Source organism: Hymenobacter terrenus, from assembly GCF_000972495.1.
Classification (GTDB): Bacteria; Bacteroidota; Bacteroidia; order Cytophagales; family Hymenobacteraceae; genus Hymenobacter; species Hymenobacter terrenus.
This window is the reverse complement of the sequence record NZ_LATM01000116.1, coordinates 1-982: the sequence shown is the minus strand read 5'-3', so window position 1 is coordinate 982 and position 982 is coordinate 1. Positions and strand designations below refer to the sequence as shown.

Here is a 982-nt window from a genome sequence, read left to right as displayed (position 1 = left end):
TACCTGGAGGGCAAAGGTGATGGCGCTCACTTCGGCGGCGGCTTCATCGCGCCGCAGGCGCAAGGGGAGCAGGGCGGCGGCACAGATAGCCTGGGTCGTGAGGTCGGTTAGGGAGTAGGTACCGGGTATGAAAGAGAAGGGGGTAAGTGAAACACGGCTGCAAGGTAGGTAGTATTTCTATACAACCAACTTTATCAGCAATTTTTCTCCTGCGCCGCGACGGCGTAGCTTTGCCCCCTCCTTTTCACAGCTATCTACTATGGCTTCTTTCTATGCTGAATTGCATGTGGCGGGCCACGTCTACCCGCTGCGCTCCTGCACCTATGGGGTGCAGCAGGCCACCGGCGAACGGGGCCGCCCGGTCGAGCGCGTGCGCCACGGCCGCCTCGACGCGGTGGCCGACGTGCCAGCCGACGATTTCCTGCCCGACTGGGCCGCCACGCCCCATCGGCCCCTGGCCGGGCACGTGGTATTCTACGACACCCAGGGCGGCTCGCCCCGCGAAACGGTGAGCTGGGAAGCGGGCCACTGCGTGGACTACCAGGAGATGTTCGAGTCGGGTAATGCCAATGAAGGCTCCTATGTATGTCACGTAAGCATCGCCGCCCCTAAGCTCGCCTTCAATACCGGCGGGCCCGCTACGCCCTTCGTGGCCCCAGCCGCACGGGACCACGGCACGCCGCCCGTGGCCGTCGCGGCGGCGGCGGCCCGGCCCTTCGTGGTGGGGGCCGACGGAGTGCCGCGCCTGCCATGCATCACGGCCGACCCGCCGTTTGAGGTGAAGGGGGCGACCAAACACAAGCCCGCCCTGGACCGGGGCGAGTACGTGCGCCAGCTCACGGGCCAGCAGCAGGGGATGAACCGGCTCACCGTGGCCGAGTTCCTCGCCAACCGCGATGCTTACCAGAACCGCAAAAAGACCAAACCCGATGGTCGGGACCCCAAGGGCAATAAAGCCCAGGAATTGGCGCGGGAAAAAGCC

The 982-nt window shown here is 65.4% G+C and carries 1 protein-coding gene; it reads left to right on the top strand.

Annotated elements, in window-relative coordinates; all coding sequences use genetic code 11:
- Positions 1 to 259: 259 nt before the first annotated feature.
- A partial coding sequence (gene tssD, locus WX88_RS31180) for a type VI secretion system tube protein TssD (protein WP_046247492.1) occupies positions 260 to 982 on the top strand: 723 nt, incomplete at its 3' end.